General features: G+C 61.6%; 16 protein-coding genes and 1 pseudogene. 6 read left to right on the top strand and 11 right to left on the bottom strand.

Translation table 11 applies throughout. The features are described 5' to 3' along the window. Positions 1-95 precede the first annotated feature (95 nt). From ACI3GR_RS09595 to ACI3GR_RS09585, 3 genes are all read right to left on the bottom strand, one after another. Complete coding sequence (locus ACI3GR_RS09595) at positions 96-3,128, bottom strand: DNA translocase FtsK (protein ID WP_407494022.1); 3,033 nt, start codon at positions 3,126-3,128, stop codon at positions 96-98. 11 nt (positions 3,129-3,139) lie between these two features. Then, positions 3,140-4,315 (bottom strand): aminotransferase class I/II-fold pyridoxal phosphate-dependent enzyme, encoded by a 1,176-nt coding sequence (locus tag ACI3GR_RS09590; RefSeq protein WP_407494021.1) that lies wholly within the window; start codon positions 4,313-4,315, stop codon positions 3,140-3,142. Between the two features lie 113 nt (positions 4,316-4,428). Beyond that, positions 4,429-5,760, bottom strand: coding sequence for an amidase (locus ACI3GR_RS09585; RefSeq protein ID WP_407494020.1), 1,332 nt, complete (start codon positions 5,758-5,760; stop codon positions 4,429-4,431). Between the two features lie 84 nt (positions 5,761-5,844). Between ACI3GR_RS09585 and ACI3GR_RS09580 the strand changes: the two genes are divergently transcribed. Continuing rightward, complete coding sequence (locus ACI3GR_RS09580) at positions 5,845-7,059, top strand: FAD-dependent monooxygenase (protein WP_407494892.1); 1,215 nt, start codon at positions 5,845-5,847, stop codon at positions 7,057-7,059. Here the strand turns inward: ACI3GR_RS09580 and ACI3GR_RS09575 are convergent, their stop codons facing one another. From ACI3GR_RS09575 to ACI3GR_RS09565, 3 genes are read right to left on the bottom strand one after another with little or no spacing between them, the layout of a single operon-like run. Continuing rightward, positions 7,060-7,260, bottom strand: a complete 201-nt coding sequence (locus ACI3GR_RS09575) for a Trm112 family protein (RefSeq protein ID WP_407494019.1) — start codon at positions 7,258-7,260, stop codon at positions 7,060-7,062. It lies immediately after the preceding gene. Further along, positions 7,257-7,916: an LON peptidase substrate-binding domain-containing protein gene (locus ACI3GR_RS09570; RefSeq protein ID WP_407494891.1), complete on the bottom strand. Its 660-nt coding sequence runs from the start codon at positions 7,914-7,916 to the stop codon at positions 7,257-7,259. The genes ACI3GR_RS09575 and ACI3GR_RS09570 overlap by 4 nt, the downstream gene beginning before the upstream one ends. A 26-nt stretch (positions 7,917-7,942) precedes the next feature. Beyond that, entirely contained in the window at positions 7,943-8,875 is a 933-nt protein-coding gene (locus ACI3GR_RS09565) for a tetratricopeptide repeat protein (RefSeq protein ID WP_407494018.1), read from the bottom strand. Positions 8,876-8,964: 89 nt separating this feature from the next. On the opposite strand from ACI3GR_RS09565, the pseudogene ACI3GR_RS09560 reads away from it, so the two are divergent. Beyond that, positions 8,965-9,468 (top strand): annotated as a pseudogene (locus tag ACI3GR_RS09560) (DUF6653 family protein). 75 nt (positions 9,469-9,543) lie between these two features. Here ACI3GR_RS09560 and ACI3GR_RS09555 read toward each other — a convergent pair. Continuing rightward, positions 9,544-10,332 carry an exodeoxyribonuclease III gene (locus ACI3GR_RS09555; RefSeq protein WP_407494017.1) on the bottom strand — a complete coding sequence of 263 codons (789 nt, stop codon included), beginning with the start codon at positions 10,330-10,332 and terminating at the stop codon, positions 9,544-9,546. 119 nt (positions 10,333-10,451) lie between these two features. On the opposite strand from ACI3GR_RS09555, the gene ACI3GR_RS09550 reads away from it, so the two are divergent. Beyond that, positions 10,452-10,775 carry a hypothetical protein gene (locus tag ACI3GR_RS09550; protein ID WP_407494016.1) on the top strand — a complete coding sequence of 108 codons (324 nt, stop codon included), beginning with the start codon at positions 10,452-10,454 and terminating at the stop codon, positions 10,773-10,775. Positions 10,776-10,779: 4 nt separating this feature from the next. Beyond that, positions 10,780-12,381: a methyl-accepting chemotaxis protein gene (locus tag ACI3GR_RS09545; protein ID WP_407494015.1), complete on the top strand. Its 1,602-nt coding sequence runs from the start codon at positions 10,780-10,782 to the stop codon at positions 12,379-12,381. Between the two features lie 24 nt (positions 12,382-12,405). On the opposite strand, the gene msrA is transcribed toward ACI3GR_RS09545, so the two are convergent. Both msrA and msrB read right to left on the bottom strand, forming a co-directional pair. Next, positions 12,406-12,912: a peptide-methionine (S)-S-oxide reductase MsrA gene (gene msrA, locus ACI3GR_RS09540; protein ID WP_407494013.1), complete on the bottom strand. Its 507-nt coding sequence runs from the start codon at positions 12,910-12,912 to the stop codon at positions 12,406-12,408. Further along, complete coding sequence (gene msrB, locus ACI3GR_RS09535; RefSeq protein WP_407494012.1) at positions 12,912-13,358, bottom strand: peptide-methionine (R)-S-oxide reductase MsrB; 447 nt, start codon at positions 13,356-13,358, stop codon at positions 12,912-12,914. Before msrB ends, msrA begins: the two co-directional genes overlap by 1 nt. Before the next feature lie 207 nt (positions 13,359-13,565). On the opposite strand from msrB, the gene ACI3GR_RS09530 reads away from it, so the two are divergent. Next, the gene (locus tag ACI3GR_RS09530) at positions 13,566-13,862 is read left to right on the top strand and encodes a hypothetical protein (RefSeq protein ID WP_407494011.1); all 297 of its coding nucleotides are present in this window, start codon (positions 13,566-13,568) and stop codon (positions 13,860-13,862) included. A gap of 261 nt (positions 13,863-14,123) precedes the next feature. Next, positions 14,124-14,642 carry a hypothetical protein gene (locus tag ACI3GR_RS09525; protein WP_407494010.1) on the top strand — a complete coding sequence of 173 codons (519 nt, stop codon included), beginning with the start codon at positions 14,124-14,126 and terminating at the stop codon, positions 14,640-14,642. Positions 14,643-14,701: 59 nt separating this feature from the next. Here the strand turns inward: ACI3GR_RS09525 and queG are convergent, their stop codons facing one another. Further along, complete coding sequence (gene queG / locus ACI3GR_RS09520) at positions 14,702-15,733, bottom strand: tRNA epoxyqueuosine(34) reductase QueG (protein WP_407494008.1); 1,032 nt, start codon at positions 15,731-15,733, stop codon at positions 14,702-14,704. 70 nt (positions 15,734-15,803) lie between these two features. After that, a complete protein-coding gene (fzlA, locus tag ACI3GR_RS09515) occupies positions 15,804-16,469 on the bottom strand; it encodes an FtsZ-binding protein FzlA (protein WP_407494007.1) in 666 nt (221 codons plus the stop codon). Between the last annotated feature and the right edge of the window lie 32 nt (positions 16,470-16,501).

Genomic DNA, 16,501 nt, shown 5'->3' with positions numbered 1-16,501 from the left:
GTAGTAACGTACCAGAGCCTAACGCTCACATTGCGCTGAGTGTTCCGTAACACACCGTCAGAACCGGCGACTTGGCGCCTGTTCCGCGGCTGCGTTTACTGTTCCGGAACCAGAATTTCGCGCTTACCCACGTGGTTCGCTGGCGACACAAGGCCCGAGTCTTCCATCTGCTCAACCAGACGCGCGGCTTTGTTGTAGCCGATGCCCAGTTTCCGCTGGATGTAGCTGGTCGAACACTTGCGATCCTTGGCCACGATGGCCACCGCCTGATCGTACAACGCGTCTTCGCCATCGGTGTTGCCGCCCGTGTTCAGACCCAGCACCGCATCGATATCATCCGCCTTCTCGTCATCCGGCCCTTCAACCACACCACCTACGTAGGACGGCGGACCAAAGGCCTTAAGGTGGTTGACGATTTCTTCGACCTCTTCATCCGACACGAAGGGGCCGTGGCAGCGCATGATCTTGGACCCGCCCGCCATATAAAGCATGTCACCCATGCCCAACAGCTGTTCGGCGCCCATCTCACCCAGAATGGTGCGGCTATCGATCTTCGACGTCACCTGGAAAGAAATCCGGGTGGGGAAGTTCGCCTTGATCGTCCCGGTGATCACATCGACCGAAGGACGCTGCGTCGCCATCACAAGGTGAATACCGGACGCCCGCGCCATCTGTGCCAGACGCTGAATGCAGGCTTCGATCTCTTTGCCGGCGACCATCATCAGGTCGGCCATCTCGTCCACGATGACGACGATATAGGGCATCTTCTTGGGCGCGAATTCTTCCGTTTCGAACACCGGATCGCCCGTGTCGTCGTCGAACCCGGTCTGCACTGTGCGAGAGAACATCTCGCCCTTGTCCAGCGCATCCTTCACGCGGGAATTATAGCCGTCGATGTTCCGCACGCCCATTTTGGACATCTTGCGATAACGCTCTTCCATCTCGCCCACGACCCATTTCAGGGCCACAACCGCCTTTTTAGGGTCTGTTACGACCGGCGACAGCAGGTGTGGGATGCCATCATAGACGCTCAGTTCCAGCATCTTGGGATCGATCATCACCAGACGCAGATCATCCGGCGTCAGCTTGTACAGCAGCGACAGGATCATCGTGTTGATCGCCACGGACTTACCCGAGCCCGTCGTCCCCGCGATCAGCAGGTGGGGCATCTTGGCAAGGTTAGCGACAACCGGATCGCCGCCGATGTCCTTACCCAAGGCCAGCGGTAGTTTCTGATTGCCGTCACCATATTCGCGTGTCGACAGGATCTCGCGGAACGACACCATTTCGCGGTTTTCGTTCGGCAGTTCGATCCCGATCACCGACCGGCCCGGAACGGTGGATACACGCGCGGACAGCGCCGACATCGACCGGGCGATATCGTCCGCCAAACCGATCACGCGGGATGCTTTGAGGCCCGGCGCGGGTTCAAGTTCGTACATCGTAACCACAGGGCCGGGGCGCACGCTGACGATTTCGCCTTTGACCCCATAATCGTCCAAGACGTTTTCCAGCATCTTGGCGTTTTCTTCCAAGGCCTCATCGCTCAGCACATGGCGTTCGACGTTGCGCGGATCGGCCAGCAAGGCCAGCGGCGGCAGTTCGTAATCGACCTGCGGCTCTTCGAACTGCAGACTTGGCTGCGCTTCCAGCTTGGCACGGGTCGAGGGCACGATGGCCTTGCGCGGCTGGTGCTGCACGACACTGGCGCGCTGTTCCGGCACGGGGCGCGGGATCGGCTGCGCGGCAGGCTGGGCGACCTGAGGCGCGACATGCGCCTGTGGCTCTGGCGCGGCGTAGGTCTGCGGCTGCGGATCGTACTCCTCGGCCGGGTAATATTGCGCCTCGTCATAACCGGCGTTTTCGAAACCGGGGTCCTCAGATGTCTGGGCTTCGAACATCTGTGCCTCGGCCTCGCTGTCGTCAAAGACGTCTTCGACCAGCGGGGCGGGCTCTGCCACGGGGCGGGCGGCGGTCAGCGGCGGCTCCATCGGCATACGCGGGGCGGTCGCGGTCAGGGGCGGCTCATGACGCGGCGCGGCTTCCATGACCAGTGGGCGCGGACCATGGCCACGGCCACGGGTCAGCGGTTTGTCTTCGGGAACCGGCGGCTCCATCTGCACGGGCGGTGCGGTGCGCGACCGGACGATCTCTGCGATGCGGGCCTTGATCCGCTCATCCCCCGGCGCAGGACGATCGTCGGCCACCATCACGGGTTCGATCAGCTCGGGCTCCGGCATCGGATCGGGCTCGGGCCGACGCACCAGCGACGGGATCCGCCCCATCAACCCGGCACGCGGCTGGGCGGTCAGCGTCGGTTCCGGCGCGGCCCAATCGTCTTCTTCGCCAAAGCTTTCGGGCTGCACCTGCGTGGGATGGGCCCGGGCGTACGCCTCGGCCTCGGCCCGCGCGACGCGGCGGCGTTCACTGCGGTTTTTCTGATAGGCCTGCAACTGCGTGGCCCCTTGCAACGCGCCCACGGCCCCCTTGCCCAGCACACGCATGGCAAAGGCATAGACCATGATGACACCCACCAGCAGATAGGCCCCGATCCGGCGCAATTCGATCGCGTTGAACCCGGTGACAAACAGGCCCAGACCGATCACGGGCGCCATCAGCAACAGCGACACCATCTTCAGCGCAAAGCTGGGACCAACAGGCGCAATCCCAAGCGTCGCGCCCAGCACGGTGTCACCGAACAAGCCGCCCATGCCAAAGCGATGCGACCAATCCTGATCGGGCACGAGGGTCGAGGCATAGACAGCCAGCAAAGCAATCCAGATCGGCGCAAAGATCAGACGCCCAATCGCGCGTTCTTCGCCCCGGTGCAGGGCCAGACGCAGACCCCATGCCAGAATAACGACGGCCACGCCCCAGCTGCCGGAGCCGATGACCATATACATCGGCGCCGCGATGGACGCGCCAAAGCGACCCAGCCAGTTCTGCACCGGCGCATCATGCGCGGACAGCCACGACGGATCGTCAGGCGTGTAGGAATAGATCAGCATCGACGCCAGAACGCCCACAAGGATCAGAACCAGCCCTGCCAGTTCCTTGCCGCGTCGTTCAATCGACGCCTGCATTTCACTGTCAAACAAGGGATCGCCACCGCGCGTCTGGAAAGCCATAGCCTATGTCCTCACTGATACAGATGGTTTCGCAAGATCGTCAGCGCCTGCGCCATCTTGTCTTTTGGGGTCACCATGGCGACCCGAATATATTGCTTGCCGGGGTTCGTGCCCTGCACGTCGCGGCTTAGGTATGCGCCGGGCAGAACCCGGACGCCCGTGGCGGTCCACAGATCCAGCGCCGCCGCTTCGCCATCTTCGACCGGCAGCCACAGGAAGAACCCGCCTTCAGGCCCTTGATAGCCCGGAACTTCGGCGAAAATTTGATCCGCGATCGCGAACTTTTTCTGATACAGCCTGCGGTTCTCGATGACGTGCTCTTCGTCCGCCCAGGCGCGTTCGGCGACCTTCTGCAACGGCAGCGGAAGCGGCGCACCCGAATAGGCGCGGTGCTGGCGCAGGCGCTTGATTGCCTCGGGCCCCGCCGCGGTAAAACCAGACCGCAAGCCCGGCAGGTTCGACCGTTTCGACAGCGATTGGAAGATCACCACACGCTCTGGGTTCACGCCCATATCGCGCGCCACCTCCAACACCCCAACGGGCGGGGTGGAGCGGTAGATCTCCGAATAGCATTCGTCACTAAACACCAGAAAATCGTGCTTTTCGGCCAGCCCCAACAGCACTTCCCAATAGGCGCGGTCGGCGACGGATCCCTGCGGGTTGGCGGGCGAACAGATATAGGCGGCGGTGGTCCGGTCCAGCACATCCTTGGGCAAGGACGCGTAATCGGGAAGGAAGCCGTTATCGGCGGTTGCGGGCACGAAAACAGGCTCTGCCGCGACCGAAAGCGCGCCGATCATGTAGACCTGGTAGAAGGGGTTCGGGATCAGGATACAGGGCTTTTTGCCTGATTTAGTCTCTGGCAACAGCGCCATCGCGGCATTGTAAAGCCCTTCGCGCGACCCGTTCAGCGCCATGATCCGATCCGGCGCCACATCGACGGAATACCGCCGCGCGATCCAGTCGGAAATGTTCTGCAACAGCTCTGGCGTGCCGTCGTTGGGGGGATAGCTGGCAAAGCCCGCCACATTGGCGGCCAGCACTTCGGGAACCCACTCCGGAAACGGATGTTTGGGTTCGCCAATCGTCATGTTGACGACTTCTCCACCGGGCGCATGACTATCCAATAGCGCACGAAGGCGCGGGAACGCATAAGCCGGAAGGTTCGAAAACCGCTCGGGAAACATCTAGCACTGCCTCAAGGTCGGGGTCATTAACGCCCCGTTTCCAATGAGTTTAGCTAAATGTGGGTGTCCCGTCCAGCCCGATCACCATCCGCAGGGGCGTTGTGGCTTTTCCGTCAACCCAGCTTTAAAGCCGCCTCAACCGCCGCCCCGATACGCAGCAATGCCTCTTCGCCCATAGGTTTACCCAGCAGCATGATACCGCAAGCAGGCGCGCCCGTCGGAAGGGTCAGCGCAGACAGCCCCAGCACGTTGCCAACCCGCGTATTGCGCAGCGCCAGCAGGTTTTCGGTGACGTAATAATCGTGATCCGACAACATCCGTTCGCGATCCGGCGGCAGGATCGGCGCGGTCGGCGCGATGACTGTGTCAAACCCGGCGACCCGTGCGTTCCACGCCTTGCGCGACGTGTGCAGAACCTCCCACGCCGCGACGAAATCCGGCGCGCTCATGTCAGCGCCAGACCGGAAACGGCCAAGGATTTCGGCGAACATCTTATCGGGCGCGGCTTCGATCACGTCTTTCCAGATGCCATAGGCTTCGGGCGCATAGACCCCGGATTGCGCCAGCGCATCGATAACCTCTGGCGCCTCCACGGGTTCGACCACCGCGCCTGCGGCGACCAGCCGATCAATCGCCGCCTCATAGGCCGCGCGGGGTTCGTCCCGGATGTCGTCCAGCACCGCACTTTGCAGCGCCCCGATCCGCAGGCATTTGACGGAAACCTCAGCCAGATCAACAGGTTTCGACCCTTCCAGCACGCTTAGCAACAGCGCCGCATCCTCAACCGTGCGGCACAACGGCCCGACCGTATCGAAGGACGGGCACAGCGGCACCGCCCCGTCCAGCGACAGCCGACCCGAGGTCGTTTTGAGCCCCACCAGATCATTCCACGCCGCCGGGATCCGCACCGATCCGCCGGTGTCCGACCCAATCGCCGCCGCCGCCAGACCAAAGGCCACCGAGGCCGCAGCCCCCGAGGATGATCCCCCCGGCACCCAGTCCGGGTTATGCACGTTGGGCGGGGTTTCGGTCACCGGGTTCAGCCCGATCCCGGAAAACGCCAGTTCCGACAGATGCGTCTTGCCCAGACAGACCAAGCCAAAGGCGCTGGCGGTGGCCAACACCTCGGCGTCCCGGTCGGGCACGCGGCCTTTTAACAGGGCCGATCCCGCTTCGGTCGCAACGCCAGCGGTGTCGAACAGGTCCTTCCACGACACCGGCACGCCATCCAACGCCGATTTCCGCGTCCCCGCCTTGGCCCGCTCCGATGCGGCGGCCGCTTCGGCGCGCGCGCGGTCAGGCGTCAGGCGGGCATAGATGCGGTCGCGGTATTCATGGGTGTCGATGGCGGCCAGAAACACCTCGGTCAGATCAACCGGATCAATCTCGCCCGCGCCGATCTTGCGGCCCAAATCCGCCGCGCTCATCCACCGCCAGTCATCCATGATCCACCCTCCGGAAATTCTGACGCGACGGTAGCGGCAGTGCAGCGCATGGACAATCCCGCTCGCAACGCCATATTCGGCCACATGAAACACGACAGCGATATCCTGATCGTCGGCGGCGGTCTGAACGGCCCAGCAACCGCGCTGGCCCTAGCGAACGCAGGCCTTAGCGTCACCGTCATCGACACCCTGCCCGCCGCCACGCGGCAGGATCAGGATTTCGACGGGCGGTCCTACGCCTTGGCGCTGGCCTCTGTCCGCCTGCTGCGCCGCATCGGCGTCTGGGACAAAGTCGCTGACCAAAGCCAGCCCATGTTGGAAATCAAGGTGACGGATGGCCGGGCGGGCGAAGCGCCGTCGCCTTTCCTGATGCACTTTGACCATGCCGAGATCGAAGAAGGCCCCATGGGCCACATGATCGAAGACCGCTACCTGCGCCGCGCGCTGATGGACACGGTCGAGGCGCACGAAAAAATCACCCTGCTGAATGGCGAAACCGTCACCGCGCAGCAGGCCGATCATCTGGGCATCACCGTCACTCTGGCCTCGGGCAAGACATTGAGCGGACGCCTGCTGATCGGTTGCGACGGTCGCCGCTCGGGCACCGCGGAACGCGCCGGGATCAAGCGCACCGGATGGGATTATGGCCAGACCGCACTGGTCTGCGCGATCCAGCATGAGCTGCCGCACAACGGCGTCGCGCATCAGTTCTTTTTGCCCCCCGGCCCGCTGGCGATCCTGCCCCTTCCCGGCAACCGCAGTTCCATTGTCTGGAGCGAGACCGCCGACCAAGCCGCCGCCTTTCAGGCGCTTAGCGACGAAAACTACCTTCAGGTCCTGCGCCCCCGCTTCGGCGACTTCTTGGGCGAGATTTCCCTTGCAGGCAAACGCTTTACCTACCCTCTTGGCCTCACCATCGCGAACAGCTTTATCGCGGATCGCATGGCTCTGGTCGGGGATGCGGCCCACGGGATGCACCCCATCGCGGGCCAAGGCCTGAACGCCGGTCTGCGCGATATCGGAGCCCTTGCACAGGTCGTGACAGAGGCACACCAGCGCGGCGAAGACATCGCCTCGACCCTCGTGCTGCGGCGGTATCAGGAATGGCGGCGCTTCGACACCGCATCGCTTGCTATGGCGACGGACCTGTCGAACAAGCTCTTTTCGACCGACAACCCGCTGCTGCGCGCCGCGCGCGACATCGGTATGGGCGCGATCAACGCCATGCCCCGCTTGCGCCGCACCTTTATTCGCGAAGCCGCAGGCCTGACAGGCGATCTGCCCGATCTGATGAAATGATTAGTCCAGCTTCCGCGCTTCATCCTGAAGCATGATCGGAATGCCGTTGCGGATCGGAAACGCCAGCCCAGCCCTTTTGCTGACCAATTCCTGACGCTCGGCATCATAGGACAGGGTCGTCTGGGTCAACGGGCAGATCAGCGCCTCTAACATCCGGCGGTCGAACAGCGGGGCCTGCGGTTCGGCACTTTCTTCACTCATTGCAACATCCCGTTTTCATCCCCGCCACGCAGGGCATATTCCAGCAGCGTGATCAGGGTTTCGCGTCGGGTGGCCAGCGATGGCGCCTCTAGCAGCGCCTGTTTGTCCTCTGGCTCGAACGCCAGCATCATCGACAGCGAATTGATCAGCAATTCATCCTCTGCCTTTTCAAGCGACTCCCACTCCGTGTCCAGCGATTTGGCGCGGAAATATTGGCCCAGCAGGGACAGGAACCGGCCGCGATCGAAATCGCTGTCGCATTCTTCTTCTCGGGTCAGGTCACGATCGAACCCCGACCAATCCACCGCGGCGCGGCGGTAGGGTACAAAGCCCGTCACCTCCTCGCGCACGCGGAACCGCGACACGCCAGCCAAGGTGATCATGTACCGGCCATCTTCGGTTTCGGAAAATTGCGTCACCCGCCCCGCGCAGCCGATCTTTTGCAGCGGTGGACCATCCCCCGCCGACTTGGCCGAGGGGTTGGGGTCGGGCTGCACCATGCCGATCAACCGATGGGGTGTTTTCAACGCGTCTTCCAGCATCGCCAGATAGCGCGGTTCGAACAGGTGAAGGGGCAATCTGGCCCGCGGCAAAAGCAGCGCACCCGAAAGCGGAAAGACGGGAATGACGTCAGGAAGTTCGGACCGTTTGAGCATACGTCCCAATTAGTCCGCCGCCCCCATCAGGCAAATATCATCGAGCTTAATTTACGACGACCCGCCAATGCGATCGGATCCTTGGCGTCCAGCGCCTCGAAAATCGTGAAAAGCTGGGCCTTTGCGGCACCGTCATTCCATTCGCGATCGCGGCGGAACAGATCCAAAAGCTGGGTCACAGCACCTTCGGTATCGCCCGATGCCTGCAGCGCCATCGCCAGATCGAACCGTGCCTGATGATTGGTCTCATCCGCGTCGACGGCGGCCTGCAACTCGGCCACCGGACCGGCATTCTCCGCCTGACGCGCCAGCTGGATTTGCGCATGCGCCGCTTCCAGCTCGGGCGTCTTGGAAATCTCGACCGGGGCGCCGTTCAACGTTGCTTCGGCCTGATCGGTCTGACCCATCGCCAGATAGGATCGGACCAGCCCGCCATAGGCGCCCGCATGATGCGGATCTTCCTGCAGGATGGCCGCAAACGTCTCGGCCGCATCCTCTGCTGCACCGGCGTCCAGCATCTCTTCTGCCGCCGCGACAGCATCGTCCAAGCCGTTCGACGTGTCGCCGCCCCCGGCCTCGATCGCCTTCTTGATAAAGGCGTCAATCTCGGACGGCGGCACAGCACCTTGGAACATATCGACCGGGCGGCCCTGAACAAAGGCCACGACCGTCGGAATGGACTGCAACGGCAGACCCTGCTGGGCCAGCGCCTGCGCCAGCCGCTGGTTCTGGTCCACGTCGATCTTGGCCATCTTCACCGCGCCTTTAGCTGCGGTCACGGCCTTTTCCAACTGCGGGCCCAGCGTCTTGCACGGCCCACACCAGGTTGCCCAGAAATCAACGATCACCGGCACCTGCATGGACGCGTCGATGACGTCCTGCATAAAGTTCTCTTCGGTGACGTCCTTGATCAGATCGCCTGCGGGGGCTGCGTCTTGCTGTCCGCCTAGTTCAATCATCTTGGGTTCCTCGGTCATATCAATGTGCGTATATCGCGTCGCTGGCATATATGGACCTTATCACCCAGTATTCCAAGGCGGTGCCTTAGATGAGACTTGTGAAAACGATGGAGCGGATGATGGGCCTGACCGACCAGACCTGGGACCGTCACGCCAACCCGCTTAGCGTCTATTCCCGATATTCCGTCCTGCCTCTGTTTATTCTGGCGGTCTGGAGCCGCGTCTGGATCGGTTGGTGGTCTCTGCTACCACTGGGGCTGGTGGTGATCTGGGCGCGGATCAATCCGCATCTGTTCCCACCGCCCGCGACAACGCGGAGCTGAGCGGCGCGGGCGGTGCTGGGGGAACGGGTGTGGCTGAACCGGAAATCAGTCTCTATTCCAGCGGAAGATGCCCGTTGGGCCGCGGGCCTATCAGTGCTTAACGGACTGGGTCTGATCCCTTTGGCTTACGGGCTTTGGGTGCTGGACGCGGGCTGGACCATGGCGGGTACGGCGATGATCATGATCGGAAAGTCATGGTTTCTGGACCGGATGACCCGTCTATACGACCGGATGGCAGAGCACCCGGAATACGCGGGATGGCGGCGGTGAAGCCTAAAACCTAGACCACCGCTTCGCGCGCCGCCCCAAGCTTCATCTTTCCAAAAATACTCAATCCCGACCCAGTCACAAATCAAACGTCGCCAAGACAGGCGCATGATCCGACGGCTGCTCATACCCGCGCACATGCCTCAGGATCCGTGACCCATGCGCGGCGTTCGAGATATCAGGCGTCGCCCAGATATGATCCAGCCGCCGCCCCTTGTCCGCCGCATCCCAGTCGGGCGAACGATAGGACCACCATGAATAAAGGTTCCCGTCGGGAATATCCTGCCGGGTGATATCGACCCAAGCGCCCGCATCCTGCGTCTGTGCCAGATGCTCGACTTCAACCGGAGTATGGCTGACCACCTTCAACAGCTTCTTGTGATCCCAGACGTCATCTTCACGCGGGGCGATGTTCAGATCGCCGACCAGAATGGCCTTCTCGGGCTTATCGCCGTGAAACCAATCCCGCATTTCGGTCAGGTAATCCAGCTTCTGGCCGAACTTCTCGTTGATCTCACGATCCGGCTTGTCGCCGCCCGCAGGCACATAGAAATTGTGGATCGTCACACCGTTTTCCAGCCGCCCCGCGATATGCCGCGCATGGCCCAGTGACGCGAAATCCTGATCGCCCGCATCCTCGATCGGCAGCTTCGACAGGATCGCCACACCATTATAGCCCTTCTGCCCCCGCGCCACCATGTGGGTATAGCCCAGCTCTGCGAACTGCTCGCGCGGGATCTTGTCGACGGGCGATTTGCACTCCTGCAGGCACAGGACATCCGGCCCCTCTTCCTGCAGGAACCGCACGACCAGAGGCTCTCTCAGCCGAACCGAATTGATGTTCCACGTGGCAAGGGTAAAGGGCATGGCAACCTCCGGGATAAACTGGGCTCAGGCCTATCACGCGGTGCCCCGGGTGACACCCGGAAATCAGAAAATCCGCGGCGATTAACGGGCCAGCAAGAACCCTGTCGTAAGGAGAGGGTATGACGGACCCGCGACTCCCCCTTGCATGGTGTTGTGCCATTGGCCTTGCGCTGATGGGACCCCTGTTGCCGTTGCTGACGATGCCACCGGCGGATGGGGATCTGGTGCTGGTCCTGTCGCCGCCCTGGGCCGATGCGATGTCGATCATCGATCAGGCGGGCGGGCGGCCAGTAGGGCCGGAAACCTCATGGATCGGGGCCTTTGCCCAGGTTGATCAGATGACTCAGGTGGCAGGCTTTGCCGACCGGTTGAAACAGGCGGGCGCTTGGGCCGCTTTTGACGGCACGGCCATCGCGGCCCTGTGTGGATGGGAAAGTAGTTAAACAGATGACGCAGCTTAAGAATTTCGAACAGGTCCAGCAGCTTGCCGCTTCGCGCATCGCCACAGCGACCCTTCTGGCCACTCCGATCGCGCCGCTTGCGGCCTGGATGGCGGGCAATGCGCCCCTGCCCATCCTGATCTTTGCCGCACTGGCGGCAGGTATGGGGTATTTCGGGGCGCAATCCGGCGGCGGATCCGGCCGCATCCTGACCGCACTTGGCCTTCTGGGGCAGGCGATGGCGCTGACGGCGGCCTTTTCCGGCCACCCCTGGCAGGTCGACACCCATATGCTGTTCTTCGCCCTGCTGGCGGTGACCATGGTCATGGCGGATGCGGGCGTGATCCTGATCGGCGCGGGCGTTATCGCGCTGCACCACGGGGTTCTGTCGCTTTTGATGCCGGGCATGATCTACCCGTCGACCGACCTGATGGCGAACCTTGAACGCACCGCCCTGCACGGGTTGATCGTGGTGATCGAAGCTGTGGTTCTTTACGTCGCCATCCAGCAGCGTATCGCGATGGATGCCGATGTAGCCCAGGCCCACGACGCCGCCCGTCAGGCAGAAGAGGCCGACCGCGAAAACCGCGCCGCCACGCTGGCCGCACAGCGCGCCATCGTCGACACCCTCCGCAATGCTATCGCACAGCTGGCGGATCGTGACCTGACCACACAGATCACGGCTGACCTTGGCGCCGATAACGACCAGCTGCGACAGGATTTCAACACCGCCGTGCAGGAACTGCGCCGCACCGTCGAAATCGTTGTCACCAATGCCGAACTGGTCTCCACCGATGCGGGCGCCATCTCTGCCGCGGCGAACGATCTCGCCTCTCGGACCGAACGACAGGCCGCCGGACTGGAAGAAGCGGTCGCTGCCATTCAGGAAATCTCTGCCTCTGTCCGGTCTTCTGCCGATGCGGCCCGACTGGCCAACCGCGTCGTCGACAGCGCCCGCAATCAGGCCAAGGATTCGGGTGAGGTCGTGAAGCGCGCCACCGATGCCATGTCGGCCATCGAAACCTCGTCCCACGCGATTTCCCGGATCACCGAGGTGATCGATGAAATCGCCTTCCAGACCAACCTGCTGGCCCTGAACGCCGGGGTCGAAGCCGCGCGCGCCGGTGAAAATGGCCGCGGTTTCTCTGTCGTGGCGACCGAGGTGCGCGCACTGGCGGCCCGCTCCTCCAACTCTGCTCGCGAAATCAAGGAACTGATCGCGCAATCCAACGAACAGGTCGAAACCGGCGTCAAACTGGTTCGCGCGGCGGGCGACGCCCTGTCACGCATCACCGGCTCCGTGTCCGAGGTGTCGAATCACGTCGCCTCTATCGCGGGCTCTGCCGAAGAACAGGCCGGCACGATTTCGGCCATCGAAGGCACGATGCAGGAATTGGACAGCGTCACCCAGCAAAACGCCGCAATGTTCGAAGAAACCTCAGCCGCCAGCGTCGCCCTCACTCAAGAGGCGCAATCGCTCAACGACGCGGTATCGCGGTTCAAGCTTGGAAATGACCGGCCCCGCAGCGTGGCGGCACATGCGCCGATGCTGCAGGTCGTGAACGGGCCCGCCCGACAGGCGGCCCCGGACGAATGGCGCGAATTCTGACACGCCGCAGCGAATGGCGCGCGGTTATTCAGCCGCGCGCTTTGGCAGAACCCAATCTGGTCGCGGGAAATGGCACGTGTAGCCATTTGGCACCCGCTCCAGATAATCTTGATGCTCCGGTTCCGCGTCCCAGAAGTCGCCCACCGGCTCCAACTCCGTGACGACGCGACCCGGCCAGATACCACTGGCGTTGACGTCCGCAATGGTGTCCTCGGCCACCGCCTTCTGCGCCTCATCGACGTAGTAGATCGCCGACCGATACGACAGGCCGATGTCATTCCCCTGCCGGTTCAGCGTGGTCGGATCATGGATCTGAAAGAAGAACTCTAGGATCTGCCGATAGGACACCCGCTCCGGATCAAAGAAAATCTCGATCCCCTCCGCATGGGTCCCGTGGTTGCGATAGGTGGCATTGGGCACATCGCCGCCGGTATACCCGACACGCGTGCGCAGAACCCCCGGCATCCGCCGGATCAGATCCTGCATCCCCCAGAAACAGCCCCCTGCCAGAACAGCGCGTTCTTCAGCCATTACACATCCTCCACTTGATCCAGATATTTGCCGTAGCCTTCGGCCTCCATCTCGTCCTTCGGTACGAACCGAAGCGAGGCCGAGTTGATGCAATACCGCAGCCCGCCCCGATCCATGGGCCCATCCGGAAACACATGCCCCAGATGGCTATCCCCATGCTTTGACCGCACCTCTGTCCGGATCATCCCCAAAGAGGTGTCGCGCAACTCTTCCACATGCGCAGGCTCGATCGGCTTGGTAAAGCTCGGCCAGCCACAGCCCGACTCGTATTTGTCGGCCGAGGCGAACAGCGGCTCTCCGGACACGATGTCCACAAAGATGCCTGCACGCTTCTCATTCAGCAGTTCTCCGGTGCCCGGACGTTCGGTCCCATTCTCCTGCGTGACGCGGTATTGCTCGGGTGTCAGCCGCGCGATCGCGTCCGGATCGCGGTGGTATTCAGCCATAAATCTCTCCGTCATTGCTTAGGACAGAATATGTGCACGATTGCACAACCTTCAAATCATCTTTGTTTTATTGACCGTTTCGACCGTTCACGCCCCGCTCAAATCCAGTTTACCGCTGAAACCATAGCACACTGAAAAACCGTAATTAATTCATTCACCAAGGCCGCAGCGAGCGGTCTTGGAAATCGAAACCGAAAGGATACACAAATGACTACCTTTAAGAAAATCACCGCCACCGCAGCTGCTCTTGCAACCGTCGCCACCTCGGCTCTCGCGGTTGAAACGCAGGAAACCTCGATCCCTGACTCGCTGCAGTCCAGTGAACTGGTCGAATCCTATGGCGTAAATTCCGTGACCACCTTCACCGAACACACCGAAGCGCCGAACAGCCTGCGCAACCGCGTCGTGGAGCAACTGGAAGACGGTCAAGTGACCGAGGTCAACTCGGACTTTGAAGAAAACGTACCGGCATCGCTGCGCGGCAGCCGCCTGTACCAGCGCTGATCCGAATAAACTTCGGACCTTCCGTGCCCCGTGACGGGCACCTTTCGCGGGGCTTAGGCCCCGCGACAAATTTTTTGCAGATCAATTTCCGCGAACAGATACCTGTAGAAAGGATCCCGCGCACATACGTTTGAAAACGCATTTGGATCCCTTTTTTAAAAATTTTTTTCTACAGGAACCAACTCCTTACTGGACGGTTGATGACCCAGACAGCCCGCAACGAACCAATCTACAGCGGGCAGAGATAAGGAGCTATATATTATGCGTACGACTAACAAAGCACTTGGCCTTGCAGCAATCCTCGCTACGGTTTCCACCGGCGCCGTGATGGCACAGGACGCCGTGAAAAAAGACGTCCCGGCATCGCTGGAAGATTCCCGTCTGATCGAAAGCACGGACAATAACACCGTGACGACCTTCACCGAGTCGACCACTGTCGCCGAATCCGCCGAAGACACCCAGCGTGTTGAAGCAGGCGCCGACATGTCCACCGAAGTCGCCACCACCATGGGCACGCCCGCATCGCTCGAAGATTCCCGTCTGGCAGAAGCCAACGACATCACCGAGATGAACGCTGACGGTACCATGTACATCTGGAACATGTCCGAAGTCGAAGGCGCATCCATGTGGGCCGACGACGACGCAGTGATGATGCGTCAGGCGATCCTCGACAATGCTGCTGTCAAAGCCCAGCTGGAAGCTGAAGGCTACACCGAAGCAGACGTCGTGTCCGCTTACACCAACGCAGAAGGTGGTCTGACCATCCTCGTTGACGGCTAATCTTAGTTCATAAGTCAGCCCACCCCGGGTCGCCTCGCGCGGCCCGGGGTTTTTCGTGTCTAAATCGGGGCTTTTAGCCGCAGAACAGCCCATTGCGCCGCATCACGCACAACCGGATCGTCATCTTTGCAAAGCGTCTGCGCATGCTCCAGCAACCGCTGATCTGCACTGTTCCCAATCGCATAAAGCACATTGCGGACGAACCGCCCCCGCCCGATCCGCTTGACCGGAGAGCCAGAGAACATCGCCCGAAATTCCGCGTCATCCAACGCGACGAGCGTCCCGAGATCAGGCCCCACCAAATCCGTCCGCGCGTGATACTTCGCCTCCGCCGCGCGGCTGGCGAACTTGTTCCACGGACAGACCGCCAGACAATCGTCACAGCCGTAGATCCGGTTCCCCAAGGCTGGGCGCAACGCCTCATCCACCGGCCCCGCATGTTCGATCGTCAGATAGGAAATGCACCGCCGCGCATCCAACTGGTAGGGCGCCGGAAAGGCATCCGTCGGGCAGATGTCCAGACATTTGCGGCACGAACCGCAATGATCCACCTCCGCCCCATCCGGCTCTAACTCTAACGTCGTGAAAATCGCGCCCAGAAAAAACCAGCTTCCCAGATCGCGGCTGACCAGATTGGTGTGCTTGCCCTGCCAACCCAACCCCGCCGCCTGCCCCAAGGGCTTCTCCATCACCGGTGCGGTATCGACGAAAACCTTGACCTCGCCCTCGCCCGCCTCGGCCAGCAGCCAGCGCGCCAACCGCTTCAGCCGCTTCTTCACGACGTCATGGTAATCGCGGTGCTGCGCATAAACGGAAATCGCGGCCCGATCAGGATGCTCCAGCACCTCCAGCGGATCATGATCCGGACCGTAATTCTCGGCCAGCATGATGACCGACCGCGCCTCGGGCCACAGCGCCTGTGGATTGCCGCGCCACGCCTCCCGATCTGCCAACCAGCCCATGTCGCCATGATACCCGGCATCCAGAAACGCGCGCAGCCGCTCTGCTGCGAACGGAATATCGCCCGGACGACACACCCGGCAGGCCGAAAACCCAACCTCCAAAGCCTCAGAAACCAGCGCCTCTTTCAAAGCCCGCCCCTCCTTTCAGCTTGATGGAAATATCCCGGGGGTGTGGGGGCAGCGCCCCCACGTAGCCCGATCAGAAATCCAGATCGGCATAATGTGCAGGCGGCGGAAAGCCCGGCACCACATCCGCAAGGATCGACCGGAAGGCCGGACGCGATTTGATCTTCGCATACCAATCCTTCACGTTTTCAGACCGGTTCCAATCCACGTCCGAGATATAGTCCAATGACGACAAATGCGCCGCGGCGGCGAAATCGGCCAGCGTCATGGAATTGCCCGCCAGCCACCGCCGATGGTCCAGCAACCACGCCATGTAATCCAGATGAAATTTGATCTTCTGGGCCCCGGCCTTGATGTGCTTGCTTTCGGGATAGCCCGATTTCATCAGCTTCTTGTTCACCCGCTCGTACAGCAGGTTCGCCGTGACCTCGGAATGAAACTTGTCGTCGAACCACTGTACCAGCCGCCGCACCTCGGCGCGTTCGTCGGGCGTGTCGGGCATCAGCGACGGTTCGGGATAGACCTCTTCGATCCATTCGCAGATGGCAGAGCTTTCCGCCATCAGCTTGCCATCGATCTTCAGAACCGGAACTTTGCCCGCAGGGTTGCGACGCAGGAATTCCGGCTCCTTCTCCCAGTACCGTACCTCGACCAGCTCACATTCAATCCGCTTTTCAGCCAAGGACAGACGAACTTTGCGACAGAACGGAGACAGGGGTACGTGATACAGTGTGGCCATGATGATCGAATGTTATTGCGTCACGCCTCTCT

It is taken from the genome of Pseudooceanicola aestuariicola, assembly GCF_045763785.1.
Lineage (GTDB): Bacteria > Pseudomonadota > Alphaproteobacteria > Rhodobacterales > Rhodobacteraceae > Pseudooceanicola.
The sequence above is the reverse complement of the archived record's forward strand: the minus strand, read 5'-3'. Positions and strand labels throughout refer to the sequence as shown.